This is a genomic window from Bordetella genomosp. 9 (assembly GCF_002261425.1).
Lineage (GTDB): Bacteria > Pseudomonadota > Gammaproteobacteria > Burkholderiales > Burkholderiaceae_B > Bordetella_C.
Genome location: NZ_NEVJ01000002.1, coordinates 219919 through 246372 on the forward strand (window position 1 = coordinate 219919; position 26454 = coordinate 246372).

The window sequence follows — 26454 nt, forward strand, 5'->3', positions numbered from 1 at the left end:
TCCTAGCGCGCCTGGGCCTGGCGGTTCGCCGCGCGGGTGCGGGCGGCCTTGCGCGCCGCGGCGGAACGGCCTGCCGCGCCCTTCGTCTGGGCGGCCTTGCGCGCGGCCGCCGACCTGTCGGTCGACGTGCGCTTGCTCGCCGCCGTCCTGGCCTGTCCCGACAGCGCGCGCTTGGACGCGCCCGCGGTGCTTTCGCGCTTCAGCGCGCGCGTGGTGGCCGCCGACCGCTTGGCGGACTTGGTCGCGCCGCGGCTGGCCTTGGCTTCATCCTGCTTGGCTTTTTTCTTGGTGGTCTTGGACGCGGTGGATTTGGTCGGCACCTTGACGCCGGACCGGCGCGCTTCGGACAAGCCGATCGCCACGGCCTGCTTGGCCGAGCGCACGCCGTGCTTGCCTTCGCGTACATGATCGATCTGTTCGCGCACGAATTCGCCGGCCTGGGTGGACGCCGACTTGCCTTGCTTCTTGTCGCGCTCCGCGCGAGCCAGGGTTTTGCGTTCGGGCATGATCAACTCCATCGAAGAACGAGCCCAGGATGGGCCCGATGGGTGTGCCGTACGGGCAGCAAACCCCATGCCGTGGTGGCCACGCGCCCGCGTCGCGCCGCGAAGGATGCGGGGCCAAGGGCGGGCGGCAGGGAGGACGGCAGGTTGAGCACGGCATTTGCGACGCATGGCATCGCGGCCGGCGAGGTGCGTGTCACTTCCGGCACGGACCCGCCGCGCGGTTTCATGGAGAATTCAAATGGCCAATCATGTTTACAAGCAGATCGAGCTGGTCGGCTCCTCGACCACGTCCAGCGACGACGCGGTTTCGCGCGCGATCGAACGCGCCTCGTCCACCTTGCGCAACATCGAGTGGTTCGAAGTGACCAGCGTGCGCGGGCACATCGAGCAGGGCAAGGTGGCCCACTGGCAGGTGGGCCTGAAGATCGGCATGCGAATCGAAGAAGCGGATTGACGCGCGTTCAGGCGGCCAGCTTTTCCACCCAGGCCACATAGCGGTCCACCCAGCCTTGCAGAAAAGCGCGGGTGTCGGCATTCGCGATGGCGCCGTCGGCATCGAAGAATCCGTCCTTCATCTGCAGGAAGACCTCCGGAAGGGTCAGCGACATCGACCCTTCCGCCGCCAGGATATTGCGCAGGTGCTGCTGCGCCATCGCCGTGCCCGCGTTGCTGGGCGAGATGCCGACGATGCCGCCGGGCTTGCCCGTCCAGACATTCTGCCCCGGCGGGCGGCTACCCCAGTCGATGGCGTTCTTGAGCGCGGCCGGGATGGACCGGTTGTGCTCCGGCGTCACGAACAGCACGCCCTGCGACTGCCGCACCAGGTCCTTGAGCGCCACCGCGCCCGCCGGCATGGACAGGTCCAGGTCCTGGTTGTAGAGCGGCAGATCCAGGTTGGCGTAGGTCGGTTTGAAATGGGCGGGCAATAGTTTCGCCAAGGCGTGCGCCAGTTGCAGGTTGAAGGAAGCCTTGCGCAGGCTACCCACGAGGACGGCGATCCGGTATTCCATGATCCGCTCCATAAGCGATTGAGGGCGTTCCAGTGTAGGGGAGCGCTCGTGCCGGCGTCGTAACGAAAATCATGCACCTGTATGGTGCAATCGATCAGGGTTTTCACTGATACGGTGAATTGTGCGGTGCGGGATAACCCCGCGTGTATCCGCAATGCCAGGGCGCCCCGGGGGATATTGCGCCGCAAAAAATTGGCACGCGTATTGCTCTTGGTTGATGGCCAGTGCTGCATCTGGCCTTCCCAGGAGTCGTTTGCCATGTCCGCCCCCGCCCCCGCGCTTGCCACGCCGGCCCCCGTCACCATGTTGGTCACCCGTCAGATCGCGCCCGAACGCTACAGCGATTTCCTGGCTTGGCAGCGCCAGGGCGAGATCCTGGCGGCGGGTTTCCCTGGTTTCCTGGGCTCGGGGGTATTGCAACCGCCGGAAGGCGGCGATCAATACCAGATCGTGCTGCGCTTCCACGACGAGGCCAGCCTGGCGCGCTGGGAAAACTCCCTGCCGCGCAGGATGTGGCTGGAGCGGGGCAGCAGCCTGGTGCGTGAAAGCCGCGTCCATCGCGCCACCGGCATGGACGCCTGGTTCGGCCCGCAGAAAAGCGCCCCGCCGCGCTGGAAGCAGGCTTTCTGTATCTGGGTGGTGTATTGCCCGTCGCTGCTGTTGTTCAACATCGCGTTCCAGGATCAACTGACCTCCCTGTCGCTGTTCTGGCGCGTGCTGGTGACGACGTCCACGATGAGCCCCATCCTGTCCTTCGTGCTGATTCCTTTCATCAGCCGGGTCCTGCACCGGTGGCTGCACCCGCGGCCCAGGCGCGCCGCGGCCTGACCAGGCCGCGACCACCAGGCCGCGAAAAGGCCTTTTGCTTCTGCTAAAGTCCGCCTGCTTTCCGGCCGGCGCGCCGGGGCGGCGCCCGCGCCGCCATGGACTTTCAGGAGTGACGCATGCAGCTCAATCTCGACGGCTTTGCCGCGATGGTCCCCACCATGGTCGATCTTGGCCTGAACCTGCTGTGGGGCGTGGTGATACTGGGGCTGGGTTGGTGGATCGCCGGCGTGCTGGGACGCTGGGTGCGCCGCCTGGCGCAAGGTTCGGACCGCATCGATCGCACCATCGTGCCGATGTTCAGCACGACCGTGATCTGGGCCGTCCGGATCTTCACGCTGATCGCCGTGCTGGCCCAGCTGGGCGTGCAAACCGCCAGCATCATCGCGGTGCTCGGCGCGGCCGGCCTGGCCGTGGGCCTGGCGTTGCAGGGAACGCTGCAGAACATCGCCGCCGGCATCATGCTGCTGATATTGCGGCCCATACGCGCGGGCGAATACATCGCCTTGAGCTCCGGCAGCGACGGTACCGTCGAGGAAGTCGGCCTGTTCCTGACACGCCTGGTGCAGGGCGACGGCATCCACGTGACGCTGCCCAACAGCACGATCTGGAACGCCACCATCACCAACTACAGCCGCAACGCCACCCGCCGCTTCGACATGGCCGTGGGCGTGCGTTATGGCGACGACCTGGACCTGGCGATGGCGACGCTGCGCGACCTGGTCAATGCGCACCCGCTGGCGCTGCAGACGCCCGCGCCGGACGTGCGCGTGTTCGAATACCGCGACAACGTGGTGATCGTCAACGTGCGGGTATGGGCGGAATCGGCGCGCTACTGGGAATTCCGCTGGGACCTGCTGCACAAGACCCGCCTGGCGCTGGATGCCGCCGGCCTGCGTCCGCCGGTGCCGGTGCGCGAACTGATCCAGGCGAACCGCGAAGAGGACGCCGCCCCCACCAGGCAGGCTTGAGAGGAGCGGCGGGCGCGATCAGTTCTGGTTCCGCAGGCGCGACAGCTCGGCCTGTATCCACCCGGCGATTTCGCGCTGCCGCTGCGCGGGCATGCGGTCGATGATGGCCGTGACGCTGATCGCCAGCACCGGCATGCCATGCGTATCGAGCAGCGCGCATCCCACCCCCAGCGCGCCGCGCACGGCGTGGTTGCCGACCACGGCATAGCCGCGGGCGCGTGTGTTCTCCACCAGGCGCAGCATTTCATGCGGCGTCATGCCGCCGTATTCGTCCAGTTGCGCGGCATTGCGTTCGACGATGCTGCGCGCTTCCTCGTCGGGCAGCGCCGACAGCAGGGCCATGCCGCCGGAGCCCACGCCCAACGGCTGGCGCTTGCCGGCGTAAGTGGCCAGGATCTGCACCGGATAGCCGCCGATCTCGCGATGCAGGCTGATCGATTCATCGCCGTCGCGCACGACCAGGAACACCGCGTCGCCGGTGCGTTCGGCCAGGCGCCGGAGCGCGGGCAGGGTCTGCCGCAGCCGCGGATCGGAATCCGGCGCGCCGGCCTCCTGCGCCAGCCGCGCCCGATAGCGCTTGCTGCCCGTCACCTGCTGCGCCAGGCCGGCTTCCATCAGCGCGGCCATCAGGCGATAGATGGTGGGGCGCTGGATGCCGGTATAACGGGCCAGGTCCGTCACGCACAGGCCGTCCGTGCCGTGATCGCGCAGGGCCGCCAGGACCTGCAGGCCTCGGCGTAGCGTCCGCGGGCCGGCGGCGGTGGGCGTAAAGTCTTCCATAGGTCTAGCGGCCGGGGCCGTTGTCGATGTACGCGCGCGGCCGGCGCGGAAAGCAAAATGAAGGCGAAACGTCCGCCTGACGGACGAAAGAGCGACAAGGTGTTGCAGCGGACGCGGGTTTCGGGAAAATCCGCCGAGAAAAATTCCAAACGTCCATTACCTGGACGATAAATTTAGCGTCCATCACCTGGACATTCAAGCCTAAACGTCCATTACCTGGACACTATTGGAGTGAGACAGATGAGTCAAAAGCTTGCCCTGTTCAAACGGGCGGCCGCCGCCTTGGTCGCGGCCGCCGCATTCTGCGCCGTCAGCGCGCCGGCCCAGGCCGCCTATCCCGACAAGCCGGTGCGCATCGTCGTGGGCTTCAGCGCCGGCGGTACGACCGACGTGATCGCCCGCATCATGGCCAAGGAGCTCACCGAAGCCCTGGGCCAGTCCTTCGTCATCGAAAACAAACCGGGCGCCGGCAGCAATATCGGCACGGAATACGTCGCGCGGTCCACCCCCGACGGCTACACCCTGTATTTCGTCGCGGTCACCAGCGCCATCAACCAGACCCTGTATTCCAAGCTGAACTTCGACCTGGTGAAGGATTTCGCGCCGGTGGCGCTGGCCGCCAAGGTGCCCAACGTGCTGGTGGTCAATCCGCAGGTGCCCGTCAAGTCGGTCAAGGAACTGGTCGATTACGCCAAGGCCCATCCCGGCAAGCTGGCCTTCGCGTCCTCGGGCAGCGGGACGTCCATCCACATGGCGGGCGAGCTGTTCAAGCTGAAGGCCGGCGTCGACGTGCTGCACGTGCCTTACAAGGGCAGCGCCCCGGCGTTGACCGACCTGATCGGCGGCCAGGTGCAGTTCATGTTCGACAACATGCCGTCTTCCTGGCCGCACGTGCAATCGGGCAAGCTGCGCGCCCTGGCGGTCACCACCAAGGAACGCTCGCCGACGGCGCCGGATCTGCCCACCATGGCGGAATCGGGTTTCCCGGGCTTTGACGTGTCCTCGTGGTTCGGCCTGATCGCCCCCAAGGGCACGCCGCCGGAGGTCATCAAGACCCTGAACGCGGCCATGCTCAAGGCCCTGGACAAGCCGGAAGTGAAGGACGCCTTCGACAAGCTGGGCGCCGTGCCGGCCAAGACCACGCCGGAGCAGTTCGGCCAGTTCATCCAATCCGAAGTGCAGACCTGGGCGACCGTCGTCAAGGCGTCCGGCGCGCGCGTGGATTGACGCTTGCCGCGCGGACGGGCTATCGCTCCGTCCGCGCGGCCTTCAGCATCGCGGTGCAGACGCCCCTGAGCATGTCGACCTCGTCGCGGGTCAGGGCGCTGCGGCTGAACAGGTGCCGCATGCGCGGCATCAGTTTCTTCGGATGCTTCGGATCCAGGAACTTGACCGCCACCAATGCCTCTTCCCAATGCGCCAGCAGCGCATGCACGGCTTCGGCCGGGGCCGGGGCGGCGCCCGGATCGGGCGCGTGCGCGGTCGTCGTGGGCAGCAGGCTGCCGCCCTGCGCCGAAATCAGGGCATAGCGCAGCTCCCAGGCGGCCAGCTGCAAGGCCTGCGCCACGTTCAGGGAGCTGTATTCCGGATTCGCCGGGATATGGCAGATGCGGTGGCAGGCGGCGATCTGGGCATTGGTCAGCCCCGCCCGCTCCGTTCCCAGGACGATGGCCACGCCGCCCGTTTCGTGGGCGCCCAGATGCTCGCGCGCCAGGACGGCCGCTTCGCGGATATCGCAGGGCGGGGGGCCCAGGTCGCGCACGCGCGCGGTCAGGGCGAAGGCCAGCGTCACCGGGCCCAGCGCGGCTTCCAGGGTGTCGTGCACGCTGGCGGCCGCCAGCACGTCGCCCGCGCCGCTGGCCAATGCCACCGCTTCCGGCTGCGCCGTCATGTCCGGCAGGCGCGGCGCCACCAGCGCCAGATCGCCGAATCCCATGGTCTTGATGGCCCGCGCGGCCGAGCCCACATTGCCCGGATGGCTGGGCTCGACCATGACAAAACGCACGCGTTGGAACCCCGGCGGGGTGGTGGAAGCCTGAGTCATTTAAAATGCCACGTTTGGCGCGGCGGAACCGGCCATCCGGCAGGCTGCCGACCGCGCATTAGCGAAATCGTACGGAATTCTATGCACCCGATGCTCAACATCGCCATCAAGGCGGCCCGGCGTGCCGGCACCATTATCAACCGTGCCAGCCTCGACCTGGAAAGACTGAACGTGGCCAAAAAGGGGCCGCGGGATTATGTCACGGAAGTCGACCAGGCGGCCGAGACCTCCATCGTGGAGACCTTGCGCACGGCGTATCCCGATCACGCCGTCATGGGCGAGGAATACGGCCTGCAGGGCGACGAGCAGGCCGAGTTCCGCTGGATCATCGATCCTCTGGACGGCACCACCAACTTCATCCACGGGCTGCCCAACTATGCGGTATCGATCGCCCTGATGCAGCGTAACGTCATGACGCAGGCCGTGATCTACGACCCGTCGCGCAACGAGATGTTCACCGCCAGCCGCGGCGGCGGCGCCTTCCTGAACGACCGCCGGGTGCGGGTATCCGGCCGCACGCGCTTCCATGAAGCGCTGCTGGGCGCGCATTGGCCGGGATCGGCCGGCCCCGACCAGGGCGGCGGCAAGTTCAAGCAGATCGCGCAGGGCAGCGCCGGCGTGCGCCGCATGGGCGCGACCGTGCTGGACCTGGCCTATGTCGCATGCGGCCGCCTGGATGGATTCTGCGGCGTGGCGCTGCAGCCCTGGGACATGGCGGCGGGCAGCCTGCTGGTGCTGGAAGCCGGCGGCCTGGTGGCCGATTTCACCGGCGAACAGGGCTGGCTCGAATCCGGCAACGTGCTGGCGGCCAGCCCCAAGGTCTTCACGCAGATGCTGGGCATCCTTCAAGGCCCCGCGGCCTGAAGGCGGAAATGGTCAGACCCGTCGGTCTGGCGTTGCGCGCGCGGGGCCAAATGGGTAGGCCGGGGGAGAGGGGGGCCGCGGGCGCTCGGGCAGAAAACCGATCGGGTCTGTAGGCGTATTTCAGCGCCGGTCGACTGAGCGCGCCATCGTCCAGACGGTCTACGGCATCGCCCCGCCGCGATACGGGGCATGGCGCGGTCCGCGCGCCGCCTGCTGTTCCGTGACCGGCGTGTTGCTGGTTTTCCATGTACGATTACCGGTCCCTTACTGCTGGAGTTGCCAATGGAGTGGCTGCTGGACCCCGCTGCCTGGGTCGGCCTGCTTACCCTAGTCATCCTCGAAATCGTTCTCGGGATCGACAACCTCATTTTCATTGCCATCCTGGCGGACAAGCTGCCACCCGCGCAACGGGACCGCGCGCGGATCATGGGCCTGTCCATGGCCCTGGTCATGCGGCTGGTGCTGCTATCCGTCATGTCATGGCTCGTCACGCTGACGGAACCGCTGTTCTACGTCGGCCCGCTCCATCCATCGGCACGCGACCTCATCCTCCTCATAGGCGGTTTCTTCCTGCTCTTCAAGGGCACCATGGAACTGCACGAGCGCCTGGAAGGCAGCGCGCAGGTCAGCTCCGGTCCGCGCGTCTACGCCAGCTTCTGGGTCATCGTCACGCAGATCGTCGTGCTGGACGCGGTGTTCTCGCTGGATTCCATCATCACGGCCGTCGGCATGGTCGATCATCTGGCGATCATGATGATCGCCGTCGTCATCGCGATCGGCATCATGCTGGTGGCGTCCAAGCCGCTGACCCGCTTCGTCAATGCGCATCCCACAGTGGTGGTGCTGTGCCTGGGCTTCCTGCTGATGATCGGCTTTTCCCTGGTGGCGGAGGCCTTCGGCTTCAAGGTGCCCAAGGGCTACCTGTATGCCGCGATCGGCTTCTCGGTGCTGATCGAGGCGCTGAACCAGGTGGCGCGCCGCAACCTGCTCAAGTTGGATGCGCGCCGGCCCATGCGCGAACGCACGGCGGAAGGCGTGCTGCGCATGCTGGGCAAGCGGCCGCCGCAGCCGGTCATGGACGAGCCCGACGACGCCGAATCGATCGAGCCCGGGGACGTGCCGGCCTTCGGCGTGGAGGAACGCAACATGGTCAGCGGCGTGCTGACACTGGCCGAGCGCTCCATCCATTCCATCATGACGCCGCGCACGGATATCTCGTGGATAGACATCAACGATGACGCGCAGACCATGCGCGCCCAGATCGAGGCCGCGCCGCACACCTTCTTCCCGGTCTGCCGCGGCAGCCTGGACGAAGTCCTGGGCATCGGCCGCGCCAAGGAAATGGTGGCCGACCTGATCACCGAAGGCGCCATCCGCCGCAATCGCCTGCGCGAGCCCATCATCGTGCACGAATCCATCGGCATCCTGCGCCTGATGGACACGCTCAAGCGCGCGCGCGGCCAGCTGGTGCTGGTGGCCGACGAGTTCGGCGCCATCGAAGGCCTGGTCACGCCCATGGACGTGTTCGAAGCCATCGCCGGCGAATTCCCCGACGAAGACGAACTGCCCGACATCGTCCATGAAGGCGATGGCAAGTGGAAGATCGACGGCGCCGCCGATCTGCATCACGTGGAGCAGGTGCTGGAAACGGACGGCCTGGTCGACGAGGCCCAGGACTACGCCACGCTGGCGGGCTATCTGCTGTCGCGTTTCGGCCATCTGCCGCAGCCCGGCGACAGCTGCGAATTCGTGGCGCCGCATCAGCGCTATCGATTCGAAGTCCTGCAATTGGCCGGAAGGCGTATAGCTTCGGTTGGTGTCGAACGCCTACCCTTCGAACTTTCGTCCACCGACGAAGTCGAATCGTCCTGATCCGTCCTGATCCGTCCTGACCCCGTCCCGACCCCTCCGAGCCGCACATCGTGACCGACTACACGCTTTACCTGATCAAGGCTTTCTTCCTGGGCATCATCGAAGGCCTGACCGAGTTCATCCCGGTCTCCAGCACGGGCCACCTTATCCTGTTCGGCGACTGGATCAATTTCCAGTCGAGTTCGGCCAAGGTGTTCGAAGTCGTCATCCAGTTCGGCTCCATCCTGGCGGTGATGTGGATCTTCCGCGCACGCCTGTGGCAGTTGATCCACGGCACCCTGACCGGCGTGCGCAGCGAAGTCATGTTCACCCGCAACCTGTTGGTGGCCTTCCTGCCCGCGGCGGTCATCGGCGCGATCTTCATCCACGCGATCAAGAACCTGTTCTATCACCCGGGCGTGGTGGCGACCACGCTGGTGCTGGGCGGACTGATCATGCTGTATGTGGAGCGCCATACGCACCACGCCCGGGGCGCGGCCGCGGGCGATGACAGCGCGTCGCAGGTTCAGGCCACGGCGCACCGGCTGGAAGAGATCACCTGGAAGCAGGCCCTGGGCGTGGGCTGCGCGCAATGCGTCGCCATGATCCCGGGCGTATCGCGCTCGGGGTCCACCATCATCGGCGGCATGATCGCCGGCATCCAGCGCAAGACGGCGACGGAGTTTTCCTTCTTCCTGGCCATGCCCACGATGCTGGGCGCCGCCGTCTACGACTCCTATCGCAACATGTCGGTGCTCAGCCAGCATGACGTGGTGGGCATCGCCGTCGGCTTCATCGCTGCTTTCCTGAGCGCGCTGCTGGTGGTGCGGGCGGTGCTGCGCTTCGTGGCGAACCACACCTATCGCGTGTTCGCGTGGTATCGCATCGCGCTGGGCATCGTGGTCGCGCTGGTGCTGATCACCCGCTGATTGGCGGATAGGGCGACGGGGCGTTCAGCCCCGCGCCTATCGTGCTCGTTGTGCCAGTCGTGCCAGTCGTGCCAGCCGCGCTGTCCGGGCGGACCCGGGCGGCCTCAGGCCACTTCCAGATCGAAGAATTGCAGACCGTCGCGATCGATGGCCAGCCAGCCGCCGCGCGGCGGTTGCGCATGATCGCAGTCCCAGTCGGGCAGCACCCAGCGTTCGCGGCGCCTGCCGGCGATTTCCAGCACGTGCCGGTCCGGGCGATGGGTATGGCCGTGCACCAGCGTGGGCACGCCGGTATCGCGGAACAGCGCTTCGACCGCGCCGGGATTCACGTCCATGATCTCCGCCCGCGAGGCCTGCAGCGCCTGCGTCGCGGCCTTGCTTTCGCCACGCGCCTGCTGCGCCAGCGCCAGGCGTTCGGGAATGGATTTGCCCAGGAATTCCTGCTGCCATTTAGGGTCGCGCACCATGGTCCGGAAGGCCTGGTAGGCTTCGTCGTCCAGGCAGAGCTCGTCGCCGTGCGTCAGCAGGACGAGACCGTAGTCCGTATCCAGCACCGCCGGCTCGGGCAGCAGGCGGGCCCCCACGGTCTCGGCCAATTCCTGGCCGATCAGGAAGTCGCGATTGCCGCGGCCCAGCCACACGGGCGTGGTGCCTGTCGTGCGCTTGATGGCCTGCAGGATGGCGGCCAGCCAGGGCGGTGCCTGCCGGATGACGTCGTCGCCTATCCAGGCGTCGAAGATGTCGCCCGGCAACAGCACTGCCGATGCTTCGGCCGCCGCCGCTTCCAGAAAACCCAGGAAGGCTTCGGACGTGGCCGGCGTCGCCGGCCCCAGATGCATATCCGACGCCACCCAGATGGTTCCGGGCAGCGTAAGCTTATTCAAGGACTTCGGCCTTTTCGATCACGACGTCCTGGGCCGGCACGTTCTGGTGGAAACCGCTGTTGCCGGTCTTGACCGCCTTGATCTTGTCCACGACGTCGGTGCCTTCGGTGACCTTGCCGAACACCGCGTAGCCCCAGCCGTTGGCGGTGGGCGCGGTGAAGTTCAGGAAGTCATTGTCGGCGACGTTGATGAAGAATTGCGCCGTCGCCGATTGCGGATCGCTGGTGCGTGCCATGGCGACGGTGTACTTGTCGTTCTTCAGGCCATTGTTGGCCTCGTTTTCCACGGGCGCGTGGGTCTGTTTCTGCTTCATGCCGGGTTCGAAGCCGCCGCCCTGGATCATGAAGCCGTCGATGACGCGATGGAAAACCGTGTTGTTGTAGAAGCCTTCCTTGGTGTAGGTCAGGAAATTGGCCACCGTCTTCGGGGCCTTGTCGGCGTCCAGAGTAATGACAAAGGCGCCGTAGTTGGTGGTCATCTTGACGCGGGGGGAAGAAGACATGGACTGTTTACCCTCGGTAGTGTTGGTTGATGCCGCGCCGGTGGGCGCGGCGCCGGCGGCCGCCGGCAGGATCGCGGCGAGCGCCACGCCGCATGCCGCATGGCGCAGCACACGCAGTACAGAATCTGAAAACATCATTGTTTGCTTGGTTCCTTCAGCAGGTTGTCAACGGCGCGGGCCTTGTTGCCACTGCCCGTGACGCCGAGTTTCGCCGCTTCGCCATACGAGCGCTTGGCCTGCGCCAGCTGGATGTCGGCCAGGTTGGCGCGCGCCGCCGCGTAGTTGGGATCGGCGCGCAAGGCGTTGCGGACGGCGGTTTCGGCGCGATCGATTTCGCCGCGCTTGGCATAGATGACCGCCATGTTATTCCACGGTTCCGGAAGTTCCGGAAACCGGGACGTCATGTCTTCGTAGATGTCCAGCGCTTCCTGGTCCCGGCCCATCGCCGCCAGCACGCGGGCATGCTGGAACTCCAGCTGCACGTCGGTGCCGCCCGGCGGCGGGGGATTCGCCGTTTCGGCCAGACGCTTTTCTATCATCTTCAGCGCTTCATCGTTGCGGCCGGCGGTGATCAGTTGCTCGATCCGGTCGGTGATCTGCGAAGGCGTGGGCTGCAGCCGCGTATCGACGCCGGGTTTCGCGGCTTCCAGCAGGCGCGCCAGCGCGTCCCAGCCGCCTTCGGGCGGGGGCTCGTCCAGCGTGGTGGCGTTGGCGTTGCGACCGGGGGTGCCGCCGCCGCCCGGCATGCCCTGGGCATGGCCGGAATCGGGGGAAAGCCATAGCAGGGCGGCCGCGAGCAGGGCCGGCAGGAATCTGGTCTTGATGGTCACAGGGGTTTCCGGTGTTGGCCAGGCCCTGCGCGATGGGCGCACGGTCGGGCTGCTTGCTATACTTGACGACCGCCATTTTAGCCTTGGTTCAGTTTCAGGGTCAGGCTTGTCCCTGCGACCCGCGGCGGAACCGAACATGGGCAACCTGGGGCAACCCGGGGCAACCCTAAGCCATCACCCACGAGACCTATCCCAAGGGTAGTGCCAGGAAGCGCCTGGACGCCCGCGGCAGTCTTCTTTTTATGCTGCACATCCACGACACGTTATCGCGCACGAAAGTCCCTTTCACCCCTGTCGAAGCCGGCCGGGTGCGCATGTATGTGTGCGGCATGACCGTCTACGACTATTGCCACCTGGGCCACGCCCGGATGCTGGTCAGTTTCGACATCGTGCAGCGGTGGCTGCGGGCCAGCGGCCTGCAGGTGGATTACGTCCGCAACATCACCGACATCGATGACAAGATCATCCGCCGCGCCGTGCAGACCAACCGGCGCATCGGCGACGTGACGTCCTTCTACATCGACGCGATGCATGCGGACGAGCGCGCGCTGGGCGTGCAGCGGCCCGACCACGAACCGCGCGCCACGGCCCATATCGGCGACATGCTGGACATCATCGGCCGCCTGGAAGACAAGGGCCTGGCGTACCGCGCCGAAGACGGCGACGTCAATTTCGCGGTGCGCGGCTTCGCCGGCTACGGCAAGCTGTCCGGCAAGTCGCTGGACGATCTGCGCGCGGGCGAACGCGTGGCGGTCGCCGCCGGCAAGCGCGACCCGCTGGATTTCGTGCTGTGGAAGTCAGCCAAGACGGATGAACCGGACGACACCAAATGGCAGTCGCCCTATGGCCTGGGCCGTCCCGGCTGGCATATCGAATGCTCGGCGATGAGCAAAAGCCTGCTGGGCCTGCCGCTGGACATCCATGGCGGCGGTCCGGACCTGAAATTCCCGCATCACGAAAACGAGATCGCCCAGACCGAAGGCGCTTTCGGCGGCGTGCTCGCCAACGTGTGGATGCACTGCGGCCCGCTCATGGTCGACGACGACAAGATGTCGAAGTCCCTGAATAATTTCCGCACCATCCGCCAGACCGTGGCGATGGGCGAACCCGACGACACGCGCGCCGACTATGCCGTCAATCCGCGCGAAGCGGAAATGGTGCGCTTCTTCATCGCGCGCAACCACTATCGCAGCCCGCAGAACTACACGCCCGACAATCTGAACGACGCGCAGAACGCGCTGGATCGCCTGTACCAGGCCCTGGCCAACGTCGCGCCGGACGACCAGGGCGTGGACTGGAACGAACCGCAGGCCCAGGCCTTCAAGGCCGCCATGGACGACGACTTCAACACGTCGGGCGCGGTGGCCGCGTTGTTCCAGCTGGCCAGCGACGCCAACCGCACGGGCAGCGCGCGCACCGCGGGCCAGCTGAAAGGGCTGGCCGCCATCCTCGGCCTGCTGCAGCAGGATCCGCAGGCCTACCTGCGCGCGCCCACCCGCTACAAGCTGGGCGCGGCCGCGCCGTCGGCCGCCATGGACGACCAGGCCATCCAGGAAATGATCGACGCGCGGGCCGCCGCCAAGCGCGGACGCGACTTCGCCGAAGCCGACCGCATCCGCGCCGCGTTGCGCGACGCCGGCGTCGAGCTCGAAGACAAGCCGGGCGGCGTCACCAACTGGCGCCGGGTTTGAGCCGCATCCAGGAGCCGCCCGTCATGCCGAGCGCTGAAGTCGCTGTAAGCAAGCCGCACTATTGGGAAGACGCCGTCGCCCACCTGGTGCGCCGCGACCGCATTTTGAAAAAACTCATCCCCCAGCATCCGGAGGTCTGGCTGACTCCGCTGGGTACGCCTTTCGTCACGCTGGCCCGTTCCATCGTCGGCCAGCAGATTTCCGTCAAGGCCGCCGAAGCGGCCTGGCAGCGGTTCGTCCAGGCCGCCGGCGCGCGGCCATCGCCGACTTCCGTGCTGCGCGTGGGCGTGGACGGGCTGCGCGAAGCCGGCCTGTCCAAGCGCAAGGCCGAATACGTGCAGGACCTGGCGACGCATTTCAGCGAACGCAAGGTCCATCCGGACCGCTGGCCCCTGATGGAAGACGAGGCGGTGATCGACGAACTGGTCGCCATCCGCGGCATCAGCCGCTGGACAGCGGAGATGTTCCTGATCTTCAATCTGCAGCGGCCGGACGTCCTGCCGCTGGACGATCCGGGATTGCTGAAGGCGATCTCGCTACACTACTTCAGCGGCGAACCCGTCTCGCGCTTCGAAGCGCGGGAGGTCTCGCTGGCCTGGCAACCCTGGCGTACCGTGGCAACCTGGTATCTGTGGCGCAGCCTGGACCCGCTCGCGGTCTAGCCTGCTCCCGATGCCGCATGGCCCAACAACGGAACCACACCTACATGCGCAATACCTTCCTGGATTTCGAACAACCGCTGGCCGAGCTCGACAATAAGATCGAACAGCTGCGCTTCGTGCAAGCCGACTCCGCAGTCGACATCTCCGACGAAATCGCACGCCTGCAGCAGAAGAGCCAGGCCCTGGCCAAGGAAATCTACGGCAAGCTGACGCCGTGGCAGACCGCGCTGGTCGCCCGCCATCCGCAGCGGCCATATACCTTGGACTACGTGCGGGAAATCTTCACGGATTTCCATGAACTGCACGGCGACCGCATGTACGCCGACGACCAGTCCATCATCGGCGGCCTGGCGCGCTTCAACGGCACGTCCTGCATGGTCATCGGGCACCAGAAGGGCCGCGACACCAAGGAGCGCGCCGCGCGCAACTTCGGCATGCCGCGCCCCGAAGGCTATCGCAAGGCCATGCGGCTGATGCGCCTGGCGGAAAAGTTCGATATTCCCGTGTTCACCTTCGTCGATACCCCGGGCGCCTATCCCGGGATCGGCGCGGAAGAGCGCGGCCAGTCCGAAGCCATCGGCCACAATTTGTATGCCATGGCTGAATTGCGCGTGCCCATCATCGCCACCATCATCGGCGAAGGCGGTTCGGGCGGCGCGCTGGCCATTGCCGTGGGCAACGCGGTGCTGATGCTGCAGTTCGCCACCTATTCGGTGATCTCCCCGGAAGGCTGCGCGTCCATCCTGTGGCGCAGCGCCGACAAGGCGCCCGAGGCCGCCGAGGCCCTGGGCATCACCGCGCCGCGCCTGAAAGACCTGGGACTGATCGACCGTGTGGTCAACGAACCCGTCGGCGGCGCGCACCGCGATCCGCGCGTCATGGCGCGCTTGCTGCGGCGTTCGCTCAGCGACACCTTGCGCCAGTTGTCCGGCATGAGCGCGGACCAACTGGTGGAACAGCGCCTGCAACGCGTCCTGGCATACGGCCGCGTCCAGGAAGTGCGCGTCTAGGTATCCGGTACCCGTGCCATGGCGTCCGGCGCAACGATCCCAGGCACCGGCGCCGGCCGTGGCGATCCTGCTTCCAAACCGGGGGATTCCGCACTTGCGTTGACCCGCGCGTTGCGCGATGCCCTGCGGCCCGACCCGGTCGCGTCGCCGCCCCTGGGCGTCGCGGTCAGCGGCGGGGCGGATTCGGTGATGCTGGCGGTCCACGCCGCGATGGTCCTGCGCGAATTCGCGCAAGATGCCGAAAAGCCCTTGCATCTCCTGCACGTGCACCACGGCCTGTACGACCAGGCCGACCAGTGGGCGGATGCCGTGCGCCAACTGGGCGCCGCGCTGAACGCCCATGTCCATATCCTGCACGTCCAGGTCGACACGGCGGACGGAAGCGGCATCGAGGCCGCCGCCCGCCAGGCGCGTTACGCCGCCATGGCCGACGCCGCCGCGCGCCACGGCCTGCGCCGCATCCTGCTGGCCCATCACCGCGACGACCAGGCCGAGACTGTCCTGCTGCGCCTGCTGCGGGGCGCCGGGCCCGCCGGGCTGGCGGCCATGTCGCCGCGCACCGAGCGCGACGGCGTGGTCTACCTGCGGCCATGGCTGGACGTGCCGCGCGCCACCATCCGCGAAGCCGCCGCCGCGTATGCGGCCGCGCACGGCTGGCAGCCGGCCCAGGACCCCGCCAACGCCGACGAACGCTATACCCGTGCCGCCCTGCGCAAGCTGCTGGCGCCGGCGCTGGATGCCCGCTGGCCGGGCTGGCAGGCAATCGTGGCCCGGCATGCCCGGCAGGCCGGCGAAGCGGCCCAGATCCTGGAAGAGGTCGCCCGCGAGGATTTCGCCGCCCTGGAGCCCTCGGCTTCGGCGGACAGCTTTTCCCTGGCGAAATGGCGGCAGCTGTCGCCCGCCCGCCAGGCGCAGGTGCTGCGCCACTGGCTCGCCGGGCAGGGCGCGCGCATGCCGACCGAAGCCCGTCTGGCGGAGCTGCTGAAGCAATTGCGCCAGCTGCACAGCCTGGGGCACGACCGCCATCTGGTGTGGAACCATGCCGATCATTGCGTGCGCTGCGTGCGCGGCCGCGTCAGCGTCGGGCCCAGGGAAGACCGTTGATCGGCGCGCCCCGTGGTGGCGGCCGGTAGCGCGGTGCGGCGACCCGGGCGGTCGTGCGGTCGCGTCCCTGAGCACCGAACGCCGTTGAACTTCAGCGATTTTTCCCGAACACGCTAAAATACCCAGCTTTGCCTGCCGCGCATGACGGCAAGTTTCCAGCCAGAGTACGAGATGTCCCTGATCGTTCACAAGTATGGCGGTACCTCGATGGGCTCGGTCGAGCGCATCAAGAACGTGGCGCGCCGCGTCGCGAAGTGGCATGCCGCCGGCCACAAAGTCGTGGTCGTGCCCTCCGCCATGGCAGGGGAAACCAACCGCCTGCTGGGCCTGGCCCGCGAAATCATGCCGCAGCCCGATGGCCGCGAGCTGGACATGATCGCCGCCACCGGCGAACAGGCGTCCAGCGGACTGCTGGCCATCGCGCTGCAGGCCGAAGGCGTGCCGGCGCGCAGCTACGCCGGCTGGCAGGTGCCGGTGCGCACCGATTCCGCCTACACCAAGGCCCGCATCACCTCGATCGACGACGCCCGCATCCGCGCCGACCTGGACGCCGGCCGCGTCGTCATCGTTACGGGCTTCCAGGGCATCGACGAAGAAGGCCACATCACGACGCTGGGCCGGGGCGGTTCGGATACCTCCGCCGTCGCGGTGGCCGCCGCCCTCAAGGCCGACGAATGCCTGATCTACACGGACGTGGACGGCGTCTACACGACCGATCCGCGCGTCGTGCCGGAAGCGCGCCGCATGCCCGTGGTGTCCTTCGAGGAAATGCTGGAAATGGCCTCGCTGGGCTCCAAGGTCCTGCAGATCCGCTCCGTCGAGTTCGCGGGCAAGTATCGCGTGCCGACGCGCGTGCTGTCCTCGCTGACCGACCCCATGATTCCGCTCGACGAGGAAATGCGCTCGGGCACGCTGATTACCTTTGAGGATGACGAAAAAATGGAAGCCGCCGTTGTCTCCGGCATCGCCTTCAGCCGCGACGAAGCCAAGATCACCCTGTTCGCCGTGCCGGACAAGCCGGGCATCGCCTACGCCATCCTGGGCCCCGTCGCCGCCGCCAACATCGACGTCGACATGATCGTGCAGAACCAGTCGGTCGCGGGCACCACGGACTTTTCCTTCACCGTCAACCGCAACGAATTCCTGCGCACCATCGACGTCCTGAAGCGCGACGTCATGCCGGCCGTGCACGCCCGTGAACTGGTCACCGACGACAAGGTCTGCAAGGTCTCCATCGTCGGCATCGGCATGCGCTCGCACGTCGGCGTCGCCAGCCTGATGTTCCAGACGCTGTCGAACGAAGGCATCAATATCCAGATGATCAGCACCAGCGAAATCAAGACCTCGGTGATCATCGACGACAAGTACATGGAGCTGGCTGTCCGCTCGCTGCACAAGGCCTTCGGCCTGGATCAGGCGCCGGGCGAAAAGGCCTGACTCTGTTGAATTCGCTGCCTTCGCTCCTGGTTGACCGGGGGCCGGATGGCAGCGAACCCCGCGGTTCTTATGCTAGAATCGCGAATTCTTCGGAGACGTGCCCGAGAGGCTGAAGGGGCTCCCCTGCTAAGGGAGTATGTGGCTAAAAACTGCATCGTGGGTTCGAATCCCACCGTCTCCGCCAAGACACCCATCAGCCCGCCCTGATGACACAAAACCCGCATAGCGCAAGCTCTGCGGGTTTTTTGTTCACACCAGAATGATCGAGTCGCTATATGCCGCGACTTTTTCGTCGTGTGTAATCAGGCGGCGTGCTTCCGGGGAGCGCTCGACTCCCAGCAATCGCCCGCGGGGCGATGTAGGTGTCCGGCAGACCATTCATCGTATGGGGCCACCTGAGAACAGGTCAGCGATCTGATCATTGTCGCCGTCGATATCATCGGGGACTTCGAAGCGGCCCATCGCCACGCCGAGCTGTTTGCTCGTTGCCAACTTTGGCATTGCGACCAACTTCGCCGCCGGCCGGCCGTTGCGCGCTATGACGACGTCATTTTCCTTTCCAAGTTCGATCGCCTCGATCAGTTTGGAGAGCGTTGTTTTGGCCTCATGAATGTTCACGTAACGCAAGTTTCCCTTCCTGGGAGCAACGTTTAACCTAGGCCAGCTACGGTCGTGCGGCACGGACGACTTTGGCGCAAGAGTTGGTTCGTTTTGTAACGCCAGCTTGCTGCCCAGCCGCAGCCTACTTCCCACTCCGCCGTTCCCGCACGTAATCCCACGATGCGCCGATCAACGCGCGGGCGGCGGCTTCGCTGGCGGTGGGGTCGCGGTCGGCCACGGTGCGGGCGAGCGTGGTCCAGTCGGTGGCGGATTGCTGGCGGCGCTCCTTGGAGCCGAACACGACGCTCTTGCCGCGGACCATGACGCGCCATAGGGACTGGTTGGAGATCAGCTGGTACATGTCCGACAGCCACTTGCTGTTGGACATGGCGATCAGCAGCGCCTGGGCGGACAGCACTTCGCGCTTGTAGATCGTGGCGCTGGCGTCGTTGTCGGCCAGGATGCGCAGGTGGTGCGTGGCTTCGACGAACTGCTCGATGTCTTCCTGGGACGCCAGGCGTGCCGCCCGCGACGACGCCAGGCCGAGCAGCATGGCCCGCAGCTCGTACAGCTCCGCGATTTCCGCCATGTCGACCTCGATCACCCGGCAGCCGAAACGCGGCAGCTTTTCGACGAAGTGATGCCGTTCCAGCTGCGCCAGCGCGTCGCGTATGGTCGCGCGGCTGACCTTGTATTCCTCTGCCAGTGCGATTTCGGGAAGGCGCGCGCCGGAAGGGATTTCGCCGTCCAGGATGGCTTGCAGCAGCTTGTCCGCGACCTGCTCGGGCAGGGATTGGGGGCTGTAGTTGCCGCCGTCGGCGCGGCGGCGCGGCGTGCTGGGCGAGCGGGGAGTGCGGGGCGTGGCGTCGGCCTCGGTCATGGGCGGCAAGTAAATCCAGTGTCCTGATGCGCGCGGCTGCGTGAACGAAGGGCATCTTACCGCGCCGCGTACCCGCCGGCGCGCGGCCGCGCTGCGGGAAATCCCCGGGTTCACACAGTATGTCGACATGTCGACAATGGTACCGACCGTCATACGGGGGGCTGGCTCGCCTGGCCGCGTAGCCAAGGCCAACCGCCCGCCAGACGGATCCGACGCGCGCACGTACGCGCCTACCGCGACCTCGACGCCAGGTCGCATCGTCAAGGGGAATTGACGTGAACAATGCTGTTTCCAAGCGGAGTCGGCCGGGCTGGTTCCTGGCCCTGTCCGCCGCATCCTGGGTAATCCATTCCGCCGCCACGGCCGCGAGTTCGCTATGTCCCACGGGATCGATACAGCTGATCGTGCCCTGGCCGGCCGGCGGCGGTACCGACCTGCAGGCGCGCGTCATCGCGGAACCGTTGGCGCAGCGCCTGGGCAAGCAGATCGTGGTGGTGAACCGGCCGGGCGCGGGAGGCGTGGTGGGCACCAACAGCTTCGTCAACAATGCGAAACCCGATGGCTGCACGCTCTTGCTGGCGACCGGCGCCGCCAATACGGCCGCGCCCTATCTGTTCAAGGACTTGCAGTACGACCCTGTGGCCGACTTCACCCCCGTCGCATTCGTCGCCGCCGCACCCAACGTCCTGTACGTGGGCAACAAGTCGCCGTACAGAACCGCGCAGGACTTCATCGCGGCCGCCCGCGCCAACCCAGGCAAATACACCTACGGCAGCGGCGGCATCGGCGCATCCAGCCATTTGGCCGGCGCCTTGTTCACCAAGCTGGCCGGCCTGGATATGGTCCACGTGCCATACCAGGGCGCGGCGCCCGCGCTGGCCGCGCTGCTGGGCGGGCAGGTGGATATCTCCGTCGATACGGCGGCGCAGATCGCCCAGGTGCGCTCGGGCGGGCTGCGTGCGCTGGCCGTGGCGTCCCAGCGTCGCCTGCAGGCGCTGCCCGACGTCCCGACCTTCGATGAAGTCGGCGTCAAGGGGTTGTACTACGCCTTCTGGGGCGGCGTGGCGGGGCCCAAGGGCATGCCGCAGGCGATGGTCCAGGAGTTGAACCAGGCCGTCAACGACGTCGTGAACGAGCCCAAGGTGCGTGACTATTTCATCGCCAACGGCGGCGAAGTGAACCCCATGACGCCGGCCGCGTTCCGGTCCTTCTGGCTGGACGAATTGAAACGCAACAAGGACATCGTCGCGCTGGCGGGAGCGAAGGCGAATTGAGCGCCGGCGAACCCCGGCATTCGGAGGAGACTAGCGTATGAAAGAAGTGAAAATCGTCGTCACCATGGATTGCGAGCCCAGGAAGCATGCGGCCCATCCCGAAGCCACGGGGCCGGCGGAGTGGTCGCTGGGGCAGCGCGCGGTCGAGGGCTACGCGGCCATCGCGAGCCGCTTCGGGCTGCCGGTGAGCTTTTTCGTCCATCCCGAGACCGCCATCGAGCAGGCGGCGGTCTACGACCGCTTGCGCAACCAGGGCGCCTGCCTGGGCCTGCACGTGCACGCATGGAAGTTCGCCATGTCGTACCACGCGGGCAAGCGCTATATGTCGCACTACGGCGCGTTGTCGGACGCGGAGCAATACGGGGTGCTGGGCGAGGCTGGCGCGCTGTGGAAACAGGCGCTGGGCGACTGGCCGCTGTACTTCCGGCCGGGCACGTTCTCGGCCAACGACAGTATCTTCAGGATCCTGGCGGACATGGGGTTTCGCGGCGGGTCCTGTTCCGTACCGGGCCGGATGATGCCGGAGATGCAGGCAATCTGGGCCGGCGCGCCGGCGGACGCGCATCGCACGCATCCGAGCTTCCGGCAGATCGCCGGCGCGATGGACTTCGTCAACATGCCCGTGGCGGTGGATTTCTCGCGCTCGCTGGCCACGTCCAAGGGCTGGGCCTTCCATCCCGACCTGCGACCGGACACCGATTGGGCCACGCAGTACGGGTTGAGCTACGACGAAATCGCGGAAAGCATGGTCCGGCAGCTTATCGAGCGCGCGCCGCGCGTGCCGGTCATCAACCTGATCTCGCACAACCACTACGACTATCGCGATGACAGCGATCCGGCGCGGATCCGCTACGAACAGTCCTTGACCGCTCTTCACGCGGCGTGCGACAGGGCGGGTATCAAGCCGGTAGGCGCGACCTTGCAGCAGGTGGTGGACGAAGTGCTTGCCCTGCCGGCGGACGTCGCCGCGCCGGTTTTCGAAGGCAACATCATGGACAAAGAGGCCGGCAAGGCCTGAAAATCCCACGGCACTTCATTCACCGCGAACCAAGGAAAACGCAATGCCGTACGTACGTATAGAAATGCTGGAAGGCCGAACCGAGGAACAGAAGGCGGCGATCGCCAAGGTGGTGACCGAAGCCCTGGAGCAGCACGCCGCCGCCACTCCGCAAAGCGTCTTTGTCGTGTTCGAGGACGTGGCGCGCGAGAACTGGGCCGTCGGGGGTACGCTGATTTCGCAACGCAAGCCCGTCGCATCCTAGACGGGTTATTCAATCAGGGGAACGAGCGCCACGGCGCCTGGTGCTCCGCGCCGCGCCGGCGGCGACCAATGCGCGCCGCAGCCGCGCCAGGAGCGGGTCGGCGCCGCTGGCGCGGCGCCAGATCAACGAGATCGACATGCGTGGCAACAGGGCGTCGGTAGCGATCGCGTGCAGCCGCCCCGTGGCAATGTGCGGGCGCGCAAGGGCCTGCGGCGCGATTCCCAGCAGATCCGTCGCGGCCACGATCTCCATGTTCGAATGGGCCGACACCGATTCGATCGTCGGGGCCGGCGGCACCATGCCGCGCTCCAGGAACAGTTCGTCAAACACCAGCCGGGTGGATGACGGGACGGGCTGAAGCACCCAGCGATATCGGCCCAGCGCCGCCAGGTTCACGCGGCGGTGCGTGGCCAGCGGATGCCCTGGCCGGCACACCAGGCAGCGCTGCTCGTCATACAGCTTGAGCTGTTCGATGCGCGCTTCATGCGGCGCCTTGGCCCAAGGCGCGCCGACGCGGCCGATGATGCAATCGAGTTCGCCGCGCATCAAGGCGTCGGTCAATCCTTCGACCGTGCCTTCCGAAATCTCGATCTGCACGTCGGGCGATTCGTCGAGCAGCAGCGATAAGGCTCTGGGAAGCAGCTCCAGCGTGGCCAGGGTGAGCGCGCCGACGCGCAGGCGCAGTCCTTCATGCTGCTGGGCGCGCAGGGCTTCTTCGTGGGCAGCGCCGACTTCAGCCAGCGCGATCGAAAACCGCCGCAGCGCGGCGCGCGCGGCCGGCGTCAACAGCACGCCCTGCGCGGTGCGCTCGACCATGCGGATGCCGAACTGGGCTTCCAGTTCTTTCAGCATGGCGCTGACCGCGGGCTGGGTCAGGTGCATGGCCTGTGCCGCGCGGGTGATGGATTTCTCGCTTTCCAGCAGATGCATCAGGTGCAGGTGCCTGAGCTTGAGGTGCCCGTAGGCGAATTCGCGGTCGTCCGGCATCGTGGCAGTCATAGGCTTTTTTTATATCCCCATCCAAATTATCCGTTACTTGCCGGCGCACAGGTAGGTGGATACTGGCATCACCAATACAAAAGACATGCGGTCGTTCAACAGCCGCGGATCCAAGGGGTTAGACCATGAAACGAGTAATGGCCGCGATGGCGTTCGCGGGTGCGATTGTGTGCGTGGCGGGCGCGATGCAGCCCGCGTCGGCCGCGGGTTATCCCGACCGGCCCATCCGGCTGATCACGCCGTTCCCGCCGGGCGGAGGCTCCGATGTGGTGGCGCGGATCATCGGCGAAAAGCTGGGCAGCCTGCTGGGGCAGGGTGTCATCATCGAGAACAAGGCCGGCGCCGGCGGCAGCCTGGGCACCGCCTTCGTCGCGCGCGCCGCGCCCGATGGCTACACCCTGGTGCTGGGGAGTACCGCCACGCACGCGATCAACCCCAGCCTGTACAAGGACCTGGGCTATGACCCCATCAAGGACTTCGCGCCGGTGTCGCCGGTCGCCTCCACGCCGCTGCTGCTGATGGTCAATGCCTCGGTGCCGGCCACCAACGTGGCCGAACTGATCGCCCTGGCGAAGAAGCGGGGCGCCAGCAACGAAATGACGTTCGCATCGGCCGGCACGGGGTCAGCGCAGCATCTGGGCGGCGAGCTGTTCAAGATGATGACGGGCACCAAAATCATGCACGTGCCCTATAAGGGTGCGGGCCCGGCCCTGGTGGACCTGATGGCGGGCCAGGTCGATATGGATTTCGACACCATGGGGTCGGCGCTTCCGCAGGCAGGCTCGCCCAAGCTGAAGGTGCTGGGCATCAGCAGCCTGTCGCGCAACCCGGTGCTGCCGAACGTGCCCGCGATCGCCGAAACCGTGCCGGGCTACGAGATGATCACCTGGTACGGATTGTTCGCACCCCGCGGCACGCCGCCGGAGATCGTCGAGCGGCTGAACGCGGCGGTCAGACAGGCGCTCGACGCCAAGGACGTGCGGGACAAGTTCGGCACCCTGGCGATCGAGCCCACGTGGAGTTCCTCCGCCGATTTCGCGGCCCTGGTGGACCGCGACGTGCCGAAGTGGCGCAAGGTCATCGAACAATCGGGAGCCAAAGTTGATTAGCGAGTCATCCATGGAGCGGCCGGCGGTGGATACCGTCGCTTGCGAGAACATCGACCGCGCGATGAACATCGAGATGCGGGACCACGGCAGCCTGCCGCGCGGCATGAAATGGTCCATGTACCTGATGGCGCGCGAAGCCGCTGGCATGTCGCTGGTACACGCTGCCGCGCGGGAATTCGATCGCGCGCCGTGCCAGGTCCTGCTGGCCAGCGGGGCGGCCGTGCCTGAACACATGCCGGTGGGCGAGAACGACGGGCCCATCGGCACGGTGACGCTGGCGCGCGCGCTGGTGGCGATCGGCCACACGGTGCGCATCGTCACCGACGGCGCGGCCGCGGCGCCATTTCGCGGGCTGCTGCGCGCGCTGGGCGTCCAGGCCGACGTGCTGGAGATCGGGCTGGACGACGCGGGCATGCAGCAGGAGCTGGCGCAGGCCCATGACGTTTTTTGCGCCATCGAACGGTTGGGCGGCAACGCCAACGGCATCATCTACGGCGCCACCGGCGTGTCGCGCGCGCCGCACCGCGCCAACCTGGACCTGCTGTTCGATACGGCCCGGTCCCTGGGCAAGCGCACGATCGGAATCGGCGATGGCGGCAACGAAATCGGCTTCGGCAATGTCCACGCGCGCCTGTCGCGGGAGTGGCCGCAGTACGACTATCGGCAGGCCACGTCCTGCGGTGGCGGCGTGTATTCGGTGGCCGAGACCGACGTACTGCTGGTGGCCAACAGTTCGAACCTGGGCGCGCATGCGGTGACGGCGGGGCTTGCCTTGCTGCGCGGCGATCTGTCGCTATGCCACACCGCCGAGCAGGAACTCGCGCTGGCCCATGTCGGCGTGGGCCTGGGCCTGATCGACGGCGGCAGCGGCCAATTGCGCCCCTGGTGCGATGGCGTGCCGCCGCGGGCCAACGCCGCGGTAGTGGAGATCATGCGCACCATCGTCGCCCAGTCGCTGGCGCCGGCGGGACGCCGCGCCTTCTGAGCGCCGGTCGTCCGGCGCCCACCCCCTATTCCATTGGAGACCCCTGAAATGACCGCAAGAAGAACGCCGACCGCCAACCTGGAGCGGCTCAATCGCCTGATGGACGAGGCCGGGCTGGATGCTGTGGTCCTGCGTTCCGGCCAGAACTTCACCTATCTGTCCGGCGTGGTGTATCCGGGTACGCTCGCCCGGCATCAGGATCTGTCGGATTCGACGCGCGCGGTGCTTCTGGTGTGGCCGCGCCATGGCACGCCCGTGATCGTCGCCAACAAGACGGCGGCGGGCCTGGCGCGGCGCGACGCCTGGGTCGAGCAGGTCGTCACCTACGAGGGCTATGTGCAATCCCCTTATGAAATGGTGGCGCAGGTTTTGCATGATGCCGGGCTGGGCAGCGCTCGCGTGGGCCTGGAGCGCGACTACGTCAACGTGCGTGACTGGGAGCTGCTGCGGCAGCATGCGCCCGCGCTGCAGATGATGGACTGCACGGCGGTGATGGACCGCGTGCGTTGGGTCAAGACAGACGAAGAAGTGCGGATGATCCGGCGCGCGGCCGATCTGCTGGACGATGTCTACCAGGAAGTGTTCGAGCGCATACGTCCCGGCGATACGGAGCGCAAGATCCACGCGGACATGATGGCCACCTGCCTGTCCAAGGGCTTCGAATGGGCGCATGGCATCCTGAATTCCGACAAGAACACGATCCCCTACGCGGGTGAAAGCGACGTCGTGATCGGCGTCGGCGACGTGATACGCACGGACTATGTCGCCTACCTGCACGGGTATCCCGGCCATCAGTCGCGCAACGTGGTCCTCGGCGAGCCGAGCGCCGAACAGCGGCGCGACTATGAGATCAACCTGGACATCTATCGGACCGCGATCGACCGCTGCCGGGTGGGCGCGCGCGTGGGCGATCTATACGACTACGTGATGACCGAGTTCCAGAAGAACGATTGGTCGTACAACTCGCTGCTGATCGGCCATGGGGTCGGTGCGTGGTGGCACCAGCAGGAACCCATATTGCGCCGTGGTTCGGACGTCTTGCTGGAACAAGGCATGGTGCTGGCGTTGGAGCCGCACAAGGACCACTGGCACGTGCAGGACATGGTGCTGGTGGGAAAGGGGGCGCCCACGCTGCTGTCGGCGAAGTTCAACACCGATCGGCCGTACATCGTGCGGTGAAGGGGCCCGCGACCGCGGACCCCTGGCCGCGATCCCGCTACTTCTTCAGGTATTCGCGGACCTTGTCGACCGAGTTGCTGCCGGCCTTATGGACGGCGTCGCGCAGTTGCTCGGGCGTGCAGCCGAATTCCTTGGTCCAGTAGCGCATTTCCCAGTCTTCTTCCAGCGCGATGCGGGAACGGTCGCGCGGGCCGCGGTCGGTCAGGTTGTCGGACATGTTTTCCTCCTGGCTGAGAACGAGTCCGATATCTAGCAAACTCCATGCC

The 26454-nt window shown here is 66.5% G+C and carries 29 protein-coding genes and 1 tRNA gene; 19 read left to right on the forward strand and 11 right to left on the reverse strand.

Going from position 1 to position 26454, the window contains the following annotated elements; all coding sequences use genetic code 11:
* Positions 1 to 2: 2 nt before the first annotated feature.
* Entirely contained in the window at positions 3 to 506 is a 504-nt protein-coding gene (locus tag CAL26_RS06980; protein ID WP_094846217.1) for a DUF6496 domain-containing protein, read from the reverse strand.
* A gap of 238 nt (positions 507 to 744) precedes the next feature.
* Here CAL26_RS06980 and CAL26_RS06985 point away from each other — a divergent pair, with 238 nt between their 5' ends.
* Entirely contained in the window at positions 745 to 960 is a 216-nt protein-coding gene (locus CAL26_RS06985; RefSeq protein WP_094846218.1) for a dodecin, read from the forward strand.
* A 7-nt stretch (positions 961 to 967) separates the two neighbouring features.
* Here CAL26_RS06985 and CAL26_RS06990 read toward each other — a convergent pair whose 3' ends face one another.
* Positions 968 to 1519: an NADPH-dependent FMN reductase gene (locus CAL26_RS06990; RefSeq protein WP_094846959.1), complete on the reverse strand. Its 552-nt coding sequence runs from the start codon at positions 1517 to 1519 to the stop codon at positions 968 to 970.
* A 255-nt stretch (positions 1520 to 1774) separates the two neighbouring features.
* Between CAL26_RS06990 and CAL26_RS06995 the strand changes: the two genes are divergently transcribed.
* Complete coding sequence (locus CAL26_RS06995; RefSeq protein ID WP_094846219.1) at positions 1775 to 2344, forward strand: antibiotic biosynthesis monooxygenase; 570 nt, start codon at positions 1775 to 1777, stop codon at positions 2342 to 2344.
* Positions 2345 to 2460: 116 nt separating this feature from the next.
* Positions 2461 to 3312, forward strand: coding sequence for a mechanosensitive ion channel family protein (locus CAL26_RS07000; RefSeq protein WP_094846220.1), 852 nt, complete (start codon positions 2461 to 2463; stop codon positions 3310 to 3312).
* An 18-nt stretch (positions 3313 to 3330) separates the two neighbouring features.
* On the opposite strand, the gene CAL26_RS07005 is transcribed toward CAL26_RS07000, so the two are convergent.
* The gene (locus tag CAL26_RS07005) at positions 3331 to 4092 is read right to left on the reverse strand and encodes an IclR family transcriptional regulator (RefSeq protein ID WP_094846221.1); all 762 of its coding nucleotides are present in this window, start codon (positions 4090 to 4092) and stop codon (positions 3331 to 3333) included.
* 240 nt (positions 4093 to 4332) lie between these two features.
* On the opposite strand from CAL26_RS07005, the gene CAL26_RS07010 reads away from it, so the two are divergent.
* Positions 4333 to 5319, forward strand: a complete 987-nt coding sequence (locus CAL26_RS07010; RefSeq protein ID WP_094846222.1) for a Bug family tripartite tricarboxylate transporter substrate binding protein — start codon at positions 4333 to 4335, stop codon at positions 5317 to 5319.
* 19 nt (positions 5320 to 5338) lie between these two features.
* Here CAL26_RS07010 and CAL26_RS07015 read toward each other — a convergent pair whose 3' ends face one another.
* Positions 5339 to 6136 carry an RNA methyltransferase gene (locus tag CAL26_RS07015; RefSeq protein ID WP_094846223.1) on the reverse strand — a complete coding sequence of 266 codons (798 nt, stop codon included), beginning with the start codon at positions 6134 to 6136 and terminating at the stop codon, positions 5339 to 5341.
* An 81-nt stretch (positions 6137 to 6217) separates the two neighbouring features.
* Between CAL26_RS07015 and CAL26_RS07020 the strand changes: the two genes are divergently transcribed.
* The 3 genes from CAL26_RS07020 to CAL26_RS07030 all read left to right on the forward strand — a co-directional run bounded on the left by CAL26_RS07020 (position 6218) and on the right by CAL26_RS07030 (position 9780).
* Positions 6218 to 7000, forward strand: coding sequence for an inositol monophosphatase family protein (locus CAL26_RS07020; RefSeq protein ID WP_094846224.1), 783 nt, complete (start codon positions 6218 to 6220; stop codon positions 6998 to 7000).
* Between the two features lie 282 nt (positions 7001 to 7282).
* On the forward strand, positions 7283 to 8872 hold the full coding sequence (locus CAL26_RS07025; protein ID WP_094846225.1) for a TerC family protein: 1590 nt from the start codon (positions 7283 to 7285) through the stop codon (positions 8870 to 8872).
* 50 nt (positions 8873 to 8922) lie between these two features.
* Positions 8923 to 9780: an undecaprenyl-diphosphate phosphatase gene (locus CAL26_RS07030; protein WP_094846226.1), complete on the forward strand. Its 858-nt coding sequence runs from the start codon at positions 8923 to 8925 to the stop codon at positions 9778 to 9780.
* Positions 9781 to 9884: 104 nt separating this feature from the next.
* Here the strand turns inward: CAL26_RS07030 and CAL26_RS07035 are convergent, their stop codons facing one another.
* The 3 genes from CAL26_RS07035 to CAL26_RS07045 all read right to left on the reverse strand — a co-directional run bounded on the left by CAL26_RS07035 (position 9885) and on the right by CAL26_RS07045 (position 11996).
* Entirely contained in the window at positions 9885 to 10664 is a 780-nt protein-coding gene (locus CAL26_RS07035) for a UDP-2,3-diacylglucosamine diphosphatase (protein ID WP_094846227.1), read from the reverse strand.
* Positions 10657 to 11166, reverse strand: coding sequence for a peptidylprolyl isomerase (locus CAL26_RS07040; protein ID WP_086067731.1), 510 nt, complete (start codon positions 11164 to 11166; stop codon positions 10657 to 10659). Before CAL26_RS07040 ends, CAL26_RS07035 begins: the two co-directional genes overlap by 8 nt.
* Positions 11167 to 11300: 134 nt before the next feature.
* A complete protein-coding gene (locus CAL26_RS07045; RefSeq protein WP_094846228.1) occupies positions 11301 to 11996 on the reverse strand; it encodes a tetratricopeptide repeat protein in 696 nt (231 codons plus the stop codon).
* Between the two features lie 242 nt (positions 11997 to 12238).
* On the opposite strand from CAL26_RS07045, the gene cysS reads away from it, so the two are divergent.
* The 6 genes from cysS to CAL26_RS07075 all read left to right on the forward strand — a co-directional run bounded on the left by cysS (position 12239) and on the right by CAL26_RS07075 (position 18084).
* Positions 12239 to 13687 carry a cysteine--tRNA ligase gene (cysS, locus tag CAL26_RS07050; RefSeq protein WP_094846229.1) on the forward strand — a complete coding sequence of 483 codons (1449 nt, stop codon included), beginning with the start codon at positions 12239 to 12241 and terminating at the stop codon, positions 13685 to 13687.
* A gap of 23 nt (positions 13688 to 13710) precedes the next feature.
* Positions 13711 to 14349 carry a DNA-3-methyladenine glycosylase family protein gene (locus CAL26_RS07055; protein ID WP_094846960.1) on the forward strand — a complete coding sequence of 213 codons (639 nt, stop codon included), beginning with the start codon at positions 13711 to 13713 and terminating at the stop codon, positions 14347 to 14349.
* A 44-nt stretch (positions 14350 to 14393) separates the two neighbouring features.
* A complete protein-coding gene (locus tag CAL26_RS07060) occupies positions 14394 to 15359 on the forward strand; it encodes an acetyl-CoA carboxylase carboxyltransferase subunit alpha (protein ID WP_094846230.1) in 966 nt (321 codons plus the stop codon).
* 99 nt (positions 15360 to 15458) lie between these two features.
* Positions 15459 to 16463, forward strand: coding sequence for a tRNA lysidine(34) synthetase TilS (tilS, locus tag CAL26_RS07065; protein WP_256988127.1), 1005 nt, complete (start codon positions 15459 to 15461; stop codon positions 16461 to 16463).
* Between the two features lie 171 nt (positions 16464 to 16634).
* Positions 16635 to 17900 carry an aspartate kinase gene (locus tag CAL26_RS07070; protein WP_094846232.1) on the forward strand — a complete coding sequence of 422 codons (1266 nt, stop codon included), beginning with the start codon at positions 16635 to 16637 and terminating at the stop codon, positions 17898 to 17900.
* A 91-nt stretch (positions 17901 to 17991) separates the two neighbouring features.
* Positions 17992 to 18084 (forward strand) — tRNA-Ser (locus CAL26_RS07075).
* A 194-nt stretch (positions 18085 to 18278) separates the two neighbouring features.
* Here CAL26_RS07075 and CAL26_RS07080 read toward each other — a convergent pair.
* Entirely contained in the window at positions 18279 to 18518 is a 240-nt protein-coding gene (locus tag CAL26_RS07080; RefSeq protein WP_256988319.1) for a type II toxin-antitoxin system Phd/YefM family antitoxin, read from the reverse strand.
* Positions 18519 to 18642: 124 nt separating this feature from the next.
* Positions 18643 to 19380 carry a GntR family transcriptional regulator gene (locus tag CAL26_RS28040; protein WP_179283286.1) on the reverse strand — a complete coding sequence of 246 codons (738 nt, stop codon included), beginning with the start codon at positions 19378 to 19380 and terminating at the stop codon, positions 18643 to 18645.
* Positions 19381 to 19655: 275 nt separating this feature from the next.
* Here CAL26_RS28040 and CAL26_RS07095 point away from each other — a divergent pair, with 275 nt between their 5' ends.
* From CAL26_RS07095 to CAL26_RS28565, 3 genes are read left to right on the forward strand one after another with little or no spacing between them, the layout of a single operon-like run.
* Positions 19656 to 20654 (forward strand): Bug family tripartite tricarboxylate transporter substrate binding protein, encoded by a 999-nt coding sequence (locus CAL26_RS07095; protein WP_179283287.1) that lies wholly within the window; start codon positions 19656 to 19658, stop codon positions 20652 to 20654.
* 37 nt (positions 20655 to 20691) lie between these two features.
* Positions 20692 to 21672, forward strand: a complete 981-nt coding sequence (locus CAL26_RS07100) for a hypothetical protein (protein ID WP_094846235.1) — start codon at positions 20692 to 20694, stop codon at positions 21670 to 21672.
* A complete protein-coding gene (locus CAL26_RS28565) occupies positions 21599 to 21916 on the forward strand; it encodes a 2-hydroxymuconate tautomerase (RefSeq protein ID WP_256988129.1) in 318 nt (105 codons plus the stop codon). The genes CAL26_RS07100 and CAL26_RS28565 overlap by 74 nt, the downstream gene beginning before the upstream one ends.
* 9 nt (positions 21917 to 21925) lie before the next feature.
* Here the strand turns inward: CAL26_RS28565 and CAL26_RS07110 are convergent, their stop codons facing one another.
* Positions 21926 to 22915, reverse strand: a complete 990-nt coding sequence (locus tag CAL26_RS07110) for a LysR family transcriptional regulator (protein ID WP_094846237.1) — start codon at positions 22913 to 22915, stop codon at positions 21926 to 21928.
* A gap of 125 nt (positions 22916 to 23040) precedes the next feature.
* On the opposite strand from CAL26_RS07110, the gene CAL26_RS07115 reads away from it, so the two are divergent.
* The 3 genes from CAL26_RS07115 to CAL26_RS07125 are packed head-to-tail and all read left to right on the forward strand — an operon-like array spanning position 23041 to position 26188.
* A complete protein-coding gene (locus tag CAL26_RS07115) occupies positions 23041 to 24024 on the forward strand; it encodes a Bug family tripartite tricarboxylate transporter substrate binding protein (RefSeq protein ID WP_256988130.1) in 984 nt (327 codons plus the stop codon).
* Between the two features lie 25 nt (positions 24025 to 24049).
* Positions 24050 to 25009 carry a glutamate cyclase domain-containing protein gene (locus CAL26_RS07120; protein ID WP_179283288.1) on the forward strand — a complete coding sequence of 320 codons (960 nt, stop codon included), beginning with the start codon at positions 24050 to 24052 and terminating at the stop codon, positions 25007 to 25009.
* Between the two features lie 48 nt (positions 25010 to 25057).
* The gene (locus tag CAL26_RS07125) at positions 25058 to 26188 is read left to right on the forward strand and encodes a M24 family metallopeptidase (protein WP_094846239.1); all 1131 of its coding nucleotides are present in this window, start codon (positions 25058 to 25060) and stop codon (positions 26186 to 26188) included.
* Positions 26189 to 26225: 37 nt separating this feature from the next.
* Here CAL26_RS07125 and CAL26_RS07130 read toward each other — a convergent pair whose 3' ends face one another.
* Positions 26226 to 26405: a DUF3606 domain-containing protein gene (locus CAL26_RS07130; RefSeq protein ID WP_094846240.1), complete on the reverse strand. Its 180-nt coding sequence runs from the start codon at positions 26403 to 26405 to the stop codon at positions 26226 to 26228.
* Between the last annotated feature and the right edge of the window lie 49 nt (positions 26406 to 26454).

What these genes read in the sequence shown, in the direction of transcription:
- CAL26_RS06980 (WP_094846217.1), bottom strand. Translation starts at nt 506, where the DNA reads ATGCCCGAACGCAAAACCCTGGCTCGCGCGGAGCGCGACAAGAAGCAA.
- CAL26_RS06985 (WP_094846218.1), top strand. Translation starts at nt 745, where the DNA reads ATGGCCAATCATGTTTACAAGCAGATCGAGCTGGTCGGCTCCTCGACC.
- CAL26_RS06995 (WP_094846219.1), top strand. Translation starts at nt 1,775, where the DNA reads ATGTCCGCCCCCGCCCCCGCGCTTGCCACGCCGGCCCCCGTCACCATG.
- CAL26_RS07000 (WP_094846220.1), top strand. Translation starts at nt 2,461, where the DNA reads ATGCAGCTCAATCTCGACGGCTTTGCCGCGATGGTCCCCACCATGGTC.
- CAL26_RS07005 (WP_094846221.1), bottom strand. Translation starts at nt 4,092, where the DNA reads ATGGAAGACTTTACGCCCACCGCCGCCGGCCCGCGGACGCTACGCCGA.
- CAL26_RS07010 (WP_094846222.1), top strand. Translation starts at nt 4,333, where the DNA reads ATGAGTCAAAAGCTTGCCCTGTTCAAACGGGCGGCCGCCGCCTTGGTC.
- CAL26_RS07015 (WP_094846223.1), bottom strand. Translation starts at nt 6,136, where the DNA reads ATGACTCAGGCTTCCACCACCCCGCCGGGGTTCCAACGCGTGCGTTTT.
- CAL26_RS07020 (WP_094846224.1), top strand. Translation starts at nt 6,218, where the DNA reads ATGCACCCGATGCTCAACATCGCCATCAAGGCGGCCCGGCGTGCCGGC.
- CAL26_RS07025 (WP_094846225.1), top strand. Translation starts at nt 7,283, where the DNA reads ATGGAGTGGCTGCTGGACCCCGCTGCCTGGGTCGGCCTGCTTACCCTA.
- CAL26_RS07040 (WP_086067731.1), bottom strand. Translation starts at nt 11,166, where the DNA reads ATGTCTTCTTCCCCCCGCGTCAAGATGACCACCAACTACGGCGCCTTT.
- cysS (WP_094846229.1), top strand. Translation starts at nt 12,239, where the DNA reads ATGCTGCACATCCACGACACGTTATCGCGCACGAAAGTCCCTTTCACC.
- CAL26_RS07055 (WP_094846960.1), top strand. Translation starts at nt 13,711, where the DNA reads ATGCCGAGCGCTGAAGTCGCTGTAAGCAAGCCGCACTATTGGGAAGAC.
- CAL26_RS07060 (WP_094846230.1), top strand. Translation starts at nt 14,394, where the DNA reads ATGCGCAATACCTTCCTGGATTTCGAACAACCGCTGGCCGAGCTCGAC.
- CAL26_RS07070 (WP_094846232.1), top strand. Translation starts at nt 16,635, where the DNA reads ATGTCCCTGATCGTTCACAAGTATGGCGGTACCTCGATGGGCTCGGTC.
- CAL26_RS28040 (WP_179283286.1), bottom strand. Translation starts at nt 19,380, where the DNA reads ATGACCGAGGCCGACGCCACGCCCCGCACTCCCCGCTCGCCCAGCACG.
- CAL26_RS07100 (WP_094846235.1), top strand. Translation starts at nt 20,692, where the DNA reads ATGAAAGAAGTGAAAATCGTCGTCACCATGGATTGCGAGCCCAGGAAG.
- CAL26_RS07110 (WP_094846237.1), bottom strand. Translation starts at nt 22,915, where the DNA reads ATGACTGCCACGATGCCGGACGACCGCGAATTCGCCTACGGGCACCTC.
- CAL26_RS07115 (WP_256988130.1), top strand. Translation starts at nt 23,041, where the DNA reads ATGAAACGAGTAATGGCCGCGATGGCGTTCGCGGGTGCGATTGTGTGC.
- CAL26_RS07125 (WP_094846239.1), top strand. Translation starts at nt 25,058, where the DNA reads ATGACCGCAAGAAGAACGCCGACCGCCAACCTGGAGCGGCTCAATCGC.
- CAL26_RS07130 (WP_094846240.1), bottom strand. Translation starts at nt 26,405, where the DNA reads ATGTCCGACAACCTGACCGACCGCGGCCCGCGCGACCGTTCCCGCATC.